This is a genomic window from Streptomyces sp. NPDC057743 (assembly GCF_042798755.1).
In the GTDB taxonomy this organism is placed as follows: Bacteria; Actinomycetota; Actinomycetes; order Streptomycetales; family Streptomycetaceae; genus Streptomyces.
In genome coordinates this window covers 101,043-107,042 of sequence record NZ_JBHVJX010000027.1, presented here as the reverse complement: position 1 = coordinate 107,042, position 6,000 = coordinate 101,043, and the positions used below count along the sequence as shown (strand labels likewise).

4 protein-coding genes and 3 pseudogenes are annotated in these 6,000 nt (G+C 68.3%); 5 read left to right on the top strand and 2 right to left on the bottom strand.

Annotated features, from left to right (window positions below; all coding sequences use genetic code 11):
* From ACFVFQ_RS27720 to ACFVFQ_RS27700, 5 genes and pseudogenes are all read left to right on the top strand, one after another.
* Window positions 1-185: response regulator transcription factor (locus ACFVFQ_RS27720; protein WP_383420811.1), on the top strand; the 185-nt coding region annotated here is incomplete at its 5' end.
* 59 nt (window positions 186-244) lie between these two features.
* A pseudogene (locus ACFVFQ_RS27715) lies at window positions 245-370 on the top strand (Hsp20/alpha crystallin family protein); the annotation flags it as partial.
* Window positions 371-769: 399 nt separating this feature from the next.
* A pseudogene (locus ACFVFQ_RS27710) lies at window positions 770-966 on the top strand (S-adenosylmethionine-dependent methyltransferase); the annotation flags it as partial.
* A 468-nt stretch (window positions 967-1,434) separates the two neighbouring features.
* A complete protein-coding gene (locus ACFVFQ_RS27705; RefSeq protein WP_383420809.1) occupies window positions 1,435-1,803 on the top strand; it encodes a hypothetical protein in 369 nt (122 codons plus the stop codon).
* Window positions 1,800-2,783 (top strand): 1-phosphofructokinase family hexose kinase, encoded by a 984-nt coding sequence (locus ACFVFQ_RS27700; RefSeq protein WP_383420807.1) that lies wholly within the window; start codon window positions 1,800-1,802, stop codon window positions 2,781-2,783. The genes ACFVFQ_RS27705 and ACFVFQ_RS27700 overlap by 4 nt, the downstream gene beginning before the upstream one ends.
* 352 nt (window positions 2,784-3,135) lie before the next feature.
* Here the strand turns inward: ACFVFQ_RS27700 and ACFVFQ_RS27695 are convergent, their stop codons facing one another.
* Together ACFVFQ_RS27695 and ppsA are read right to left on the bottom strand one after the other, a co-directional pair.
* Window positions 3,136-3,735, bottom strand: coding sequence for a putative PEP-binding protein (locus tag ACFVFQ_RS27695; protein WP_383420805.1), 600 nt, complete (start codon window positions 3,733-3,735; stop codon window positions 3,136-3,138).
* 43 nt (window positions 3,736-3,778) lie between these two features.
* A pseudogene (ppsA, locus tag ACFVFQ_RS27690) lies at window positions 3,779-5,551 on the bottom strand (phosphoenolpyruvate synthase); the annotation flags it as partial.
* Window positions 5,552-6,000: the final 449 nt, after the last annotated feature.

The following is a 6,000-nucleotide window of genomic DNA, read 5'->3' as shown; positions in this document are numbered from 1 at the left end:
TCCTCGGCCTCATCGGCGAAGGGATGACGAACCGTCAGATCGGGGCTCGGCTCTACCTGTCCGAGAAGACCGTCAAGAACCACATCTCCCGCCTGCTGGCCAAGCTGGGCGTCGAGCGCCGCATCCAGGCGGCCGTGCTCGCCACGCAGCACGCCGCGGGGAGCGGCGAGGAGAAGCACGGCTAGCGGACGGCCGCCCACAGGGCCGGTGCCCGCATGGGCCGCCACAAGGGCAGCAGGCAGGATCGACAGCGCGGGGTGAATTCCGCTACGGCTCGTTCGCCCGCGCCGTAAGGCTGCCGGCAGAAGCACGTGGTGACCGAGCGACGGCCGAGTACACCGACGGCATCCTGACCGTCCGGGTTCCGTTGGAGGCGGCGAAGGGCGAGACCACCAAGATCCCGTCACTCGGGGGATCCGGAGGACCCGGACGAGCTGAGCCCCGTCGCGCGGCGAGCGGGGCGCGGACCGCTGACTCTGCGGCCGGCTCGGCCATGCGGAATACGGCCGCGCAAAGGGCCGTTCGGCCCATGGAGCGGGGCCGAACGGAACTGTTTCGCGGCGGCGTCGAGTGTTTCACTGAAAGTGACAGGGAGGACGGTAGACGCGGAGAAGCGGAGCGAGACCGCGCACCGCGCAATCAGGGCCCGCGAGAAGTGGGCGGTCCTCCCGGGTCGCGAAGACCGGCTCGTGCGTACGAGCCGGTCGTTCTCTGCCGTCTCGATCCTCGTTTTCGGGCTGGCTCCTCGGGCGCCAATGCTGACGGTTTGCTGACCCTGCCGCGGATCCTCAAGGTCGGCAGCCTCGACCTCCACGTCGAGGACCTGGATGCGGTCGACGGGAGCCCGATCTACGACCTCGCCCCGTACTTCCCAGGAGATGGGGCCACGGGGCGAGATACGCGTGCCGGCCTGGCTAACGGAAATGCTTGCCGGCTACTGGGGCTGACGCCCGTCAACACCCGTGAAGGCGCCTTCCAGCCGAGGGCCAAGAGCCCGGCGGCACTCCGTGGCACCCGTCGACCGCTTCGCCACGTCCTTGAAACCGCGAAGCGTGCCACTCACTCTGTCCGAGCCCAAGTGGGCTGCCCGACCAACTCGCCTGCGTAGAAGGCGGTTTGCGCCATTCCGCACCTGCTTGGACGCAGGGGCTCCGTGTACTGCCCCGGCAGCTCCATCCACTCAACTTCCTCCGGCCGAAGGGCCCAAGAGGCAGTAGGGGCACCCCTCCCACCTGAGGCGACGGGCGCAGGACGCGACGAGGTGCGTCGGGCTGCGGGAAGGGCTAGCGTCGAAGCTGGAGTGGGGACCAGCGACTTGCGCCCCCGTCGGCCGTGCCGTTCGTGACTTGTGAGCGACCGCGATCGGCCGCGACCGAGGCCCTCGGTGTCGGGCCACTTCGTCGGCAGTTCGGCCAAACATGTGGGGAGCGAACCATGGCCTCCCGAGTTGCCATCAACAGGCTCGGCTGCACCGGCCGCTCAGTGCTGACCGAGTATCCCTTCGACGTGGCCGGCATCGCCTCCGTGACCGCACGGATGACGACCGACACCGAGGGCGACGAGGTCTTCCGGCAGGAGGTCGCGCGTGGCTGCTACCAGGACGGTCTGGGCGCTGTAGGGAAACCCCCGGTGTCCAACGGCATCGTGACGGGTCCGCGGGCATCCGCCGTCGGGCGCACGCCAACCATCGTCGCCGACGACCTGCGGGCGGTCACAGTCGAGTACGACAACGAGCGGTTCTCTGTTCGCCAGTTGGTGCGCCAGGTGCTCGCCATACCGGACGAGGCGAGATCTCCGCGATGAGCACAGCAGTGCCGGAGCCTGTCACGGCCAGGCCAGTCCTCACCCTGACGCTGAACCCCACCGTCGACATCTGCTGGGACGTCGACCACCTTGCCGACGTCGGCAAGAACCGTGCCCGGGTCAGGTCTGTGGTCGCCGGGGGTGGCGGAATCAACGTCGCACGCGACGTGGTGCGACTCGGAGGGCAGGCGACCGCTGTCCACACCGCCGGCCGCGAGGTCGGCTGCCGCCTGAACAGGTTGCTGGACGAAGAGGGCATCGACCACATCTCCGTCGACATCGAGGGTGAGACCCGCGAAGCACTCGTGCTGTTCGAGACCGAGTCGCACCGCAGCCACCACATCGTCCCACCCGGCCCGCACCTCGACGACCATGAGGGACGACGCTGCCTGGACGCGCTGGGGCAGGCGATCGGCACCAGCGGGTACGTCGTGGCCAGCGGGAGCCTGCCCGGCGGCCTGCCTGACGACTTCTACACGGCCGTCGCCCGCCGGGTCAAAGAGGCCGGATCCCGGCTGGTGTTGGACACATCAGGCCCGGCGCTACGGAAGGCGCTGGCGGACAGCGTCTTCCTGCTCAGGTGCAACCGCACAGAGGCCGCCGATCTCCTCGGCCGGACCGTCGGGAGCTTCGACGACGCCGTGGCCGTCAACGAGCTACTGCTCACCACGGGGACCGCCGAGATCGCCGTCACCACGATCGGTGACCTGGGCGCGCTCTGCTCGACACGTCGCGGCCACACCGAACTGCATGCACCGCCGCTGCCTGGCAAGTTGCTCAGCGACGCCGGGGCCGGAGACAGCATGGTGGCCGCGCTCACCCTACGGCTGGCCGCGGGAGACGATCCGGTCACTGCCTGCGCGCTGGGGGTGGCCGTGGCCGCCGCGTCGGTACTCACCCCCGGCACCGAGCCCTTCGACCGTGACGTGGCCGACTCCCTCCACCCCGACGTAGGGATCAGGTTCCGAACCAGCTCGTGATCGGGAGCGTCGCCCCGCATCGTTCCCCTGACGTCCGTCTCGCTCTCCCTTCTGGGGCTCCACTCAGGTGCCCGCCAGCGGGTACCTCAACTCCGGCTCGTCCCGCCCCAACTGCGCGACCGCTCGCGTCCACCGACGGCACGCCCTCGTTCCCTTCGACCACGCCCGCCAGACCCGTGTCGCCTTGCCGCACGGTCTGCCGCCAGGGTCGGCGATCGACGCGACTCTGCTGTACCCGGCCATCGGCTACTGGGCACTGCAACCGATCGGTTGTGCCTGCTGGATCGACGTGACGTTCCACACCGATCAGTCGGAAACCTCCGATCACCCTCTGCCGCCACCCGGGTAGGGCCTATCGGTCCGTCCGACCGGACTGCCCGTGGTCGCGCTCGGCAGCGGCGACGTTGTCCTTCACGAGGAGGAAACTGTCGGGGGTGACGGAGATCGAGTCGATTCCGGCAGCGACCAGCAGGCGGGCGAAGTCCGGGTCGTCGCTGGGACGTTGGCCGCACAGACCGGCCTTGCGGCCTGCGCGGTGTGCGGCGCTGATCAGGGTCTGGATGCTGTGGGTGACAGCCGGGTCGCGTTCGTTGAAGAGCCCGGACAGTCGTTCGGAGTCGCGGTCGACGCCGAGGGTGAGCTGGGTGAGGTCGTTGCTGCCGACGGAGAAACCGTCGAAGCGGTCGGCGAACTGTGCGGCGAGGATGATGTTGGACGGGATTTCCGCCATCACGTAGGTCTCCAGGCCATTGCGTCCGCGGACCACGTCGTGGTCGGCCATGGTGGCAAGGACTCGGTCCGCTTCGTCGAGGGTGCGGCAGAACGGGATCATGACGATGGTGTTGGTCAGCCCCATGACGTCCCTGACGCGGTGGATGGCGCGGCATTCGAGGCCGAACCCTGCCCGGTAACCCGCACTGTAGTAGCGGCTCGCGCCCCGCCAGCCCAGCATGGGGGTTTTCCTCCGGCGGCTCGAAGGGCTGCCCGCCGATGAGTTTGGCGTACTCGTTGGTCTTGAAGTCGCTCATCCGGACGATGACGGGCTTGGGCCACCAAGCAGCGGCAATGCGGGCGATCCCGTAGGCCAGGCGATCGACGAAGAACTCCGCCTTGTCGTCGTAACCGGGCGTGAGTTCGGCGATCCGTCGCCGGGCGGCTTCGTCGTCGAGCTCGTCGTAGTGGACCAGGGCCATGGGGTGGATCTTGATGTGGTTGTTGACGATGAACTCCATGCGGGTCAGTCCCACGCCGTCGGCCGGCAGCCGCCACCACCGGAAGGCCGCTGACGGGTTGGCGATATTGAGCATCACCTTGGTCGTGGTGGCCGGGACCTGGGCCAGGTCGATCTCCTGCTCCTCGTAATCGAGGACGCCCTGGTAGACGTGGCCCTCTTCGCCCTCGGCGCAGCAGACGGTGATCTCCTGCCGATCGGTGAGTGTGGCGGTGGCGTTCCCGGTGCCGACGACGGCGGCCACCCCCAGTTCACGGCTGACGATGGCGGCGTGCGAGGTGCGTCCTCCATGGTCGGTGACGATGGCCGCGGCCCGTTTCATGATCGGCTCCCAGTCCGGGTCGGTGGCTCCGGTGACAAGCACGGCGCCGGCTTCGAATCGGCCGATCTCCTGGACACTGCGCAGGTTGCAGACCTCTCCCGCAGCGATGGCATCGCCTATCGCCAGCCCGCTGACCAGTCGTGTGCCGCGTCCGGTCAACCGGTAGGAACGCAGGTGAGCGGCCTGTTTGCGGGCCTGCACCGTCTCCGGCCGGGCCTGGACGATATGCAGGTCTCCGTCGAGTCCGTCCTTGGCCCATTCGATGTCCATGGGGCGGCCGTAGTGTTCCTCGATGGCCACGGCCCACCGGGCCAACTGCACGATGTCACGATCATCGAGTACGTAGGCCGCCCGCTCGTCCTCGCTGGTATCCACCGTGACCGTGGGTTTGTTCCCGCTCCCGTAGACGATCTTGGTTTCTTTCCCGCCGACCGTTTTCGAGATCACCGGAGAGAGCTCCTCCCGGCCGAGCAGGGGCTTGAACACCTGGTACTCGTCGGGGTCAACGGTGCCTGCGACGACCGACTCGCCCAGTCCCCACGACGCGTTGACCAGCACCACACGAGGAAAGCCACTGTCGGTGTCGAGGGTGAACACCACTCCCGCTCCCGCCTTGTCGGAGCGGACCATCTGCTGTACTCCGATGGACAACGCCACCTTGAGGTGGTCGAAGCCGTTGTGCTCGCGGTAGCTGATGGCCCGGTCCGTGAACAGCGACGCGAAGCAGCGCTTGCAGGCATCGAGCAGCGCGGCCTCCCCGGTGATGTTCAGAAAGGTCTCCTGCTGGCCGGCGAAACTCGCCTCGGGCAGGTCCTCGGCCGTGGCGCTTGAGCGCACCGCCACATCCGGGTCCCCCCGTTGCAAGGCGACGCCGAGTCTCCGATAGGCATTCCCGATGGCCTCGGTCAGCCGTGGGGGAAGCTCGGCGTCAAGGAACATCCGCCGGATCTCTCCGCCCACGTCTGCAAGTTCGGCCCCCGCGTGCAGGGCGTCGACCTGCTCGCGGATGCCGGACCCCAGGTCCGCTTCCTCCAGCAGTTCGCGATAGGCGTGCGCGGTGGTGGCGAATCCGCTCGGGACGCGGACTCCCTGCGAGGTCAGGTTGCGGGTCATCTCCCCGAGAGAGGCGTTCTTGCCACCGACCACGGCCGTGTCTCCCACCGTGATGTCGTCGAACCACCGCACCAGGTCACCGTTGCTGTTCTTGGGAGCCATGGTCTCTTCCTCACGGTTGTGCCAGACGTTTGATCACCGCGCGCGGCAACGCGCAAGACGCCCGCAGACACCCCTACGGCCCGATCCGATAGCTCCGTTGTGCCGTGACATGCCGGACGAAGACAATGGGCTGGGTGGCTCTCTTCGGGACCGGGCGGCACCCCGTGCCGCCGGCCACTGCGGAGCCCGGGTCGCCCGGGGAGCCGGGCTGGCGTGCGGTCGCGCTGCGGTCAGGAGCGAACGTCGGTGCGCGCCTACCAGGTCTGACGCGACATCACGAACGGTCAAACGAACGCTCCGGACCGGATTCGCCCGCGACGACGCCCCGTGCGGACGAGCGGCCCGGTCGGCAACGCCTCCGCCCGTCAGGCTCACCGCTTCCGTACCCAGCTGACCTGCCCCGAGCATCGGTGCCACCTACTCACTCTCCACGCCACCTCATCCACCTC

Coding starts and splice junctions, on each gene's coding strand:
- ACFVFQ_RS27705 (WP_383420809.1), top strand. CDS start 1,435: ATGGCCTCCCGAGTTGCCATCAACAGGCTCGGCTGCACCGGCCGCTCA.
- ACFVFQ_RS27695 (WP_383420805.1), bottom strand. CDS start 3,735: ATGCTGGGCTGGCGGGGCGCGAGCCGCTACTACAGTGCGGGTTACCGG.
- ACFVFQ_RS27700 (WP_383420807.1), top strand. CDS start 1,800: ATGAGCACAGCAGTGCCGGAGCCTGTCACGGCCAGGCCAGTCCTCACC.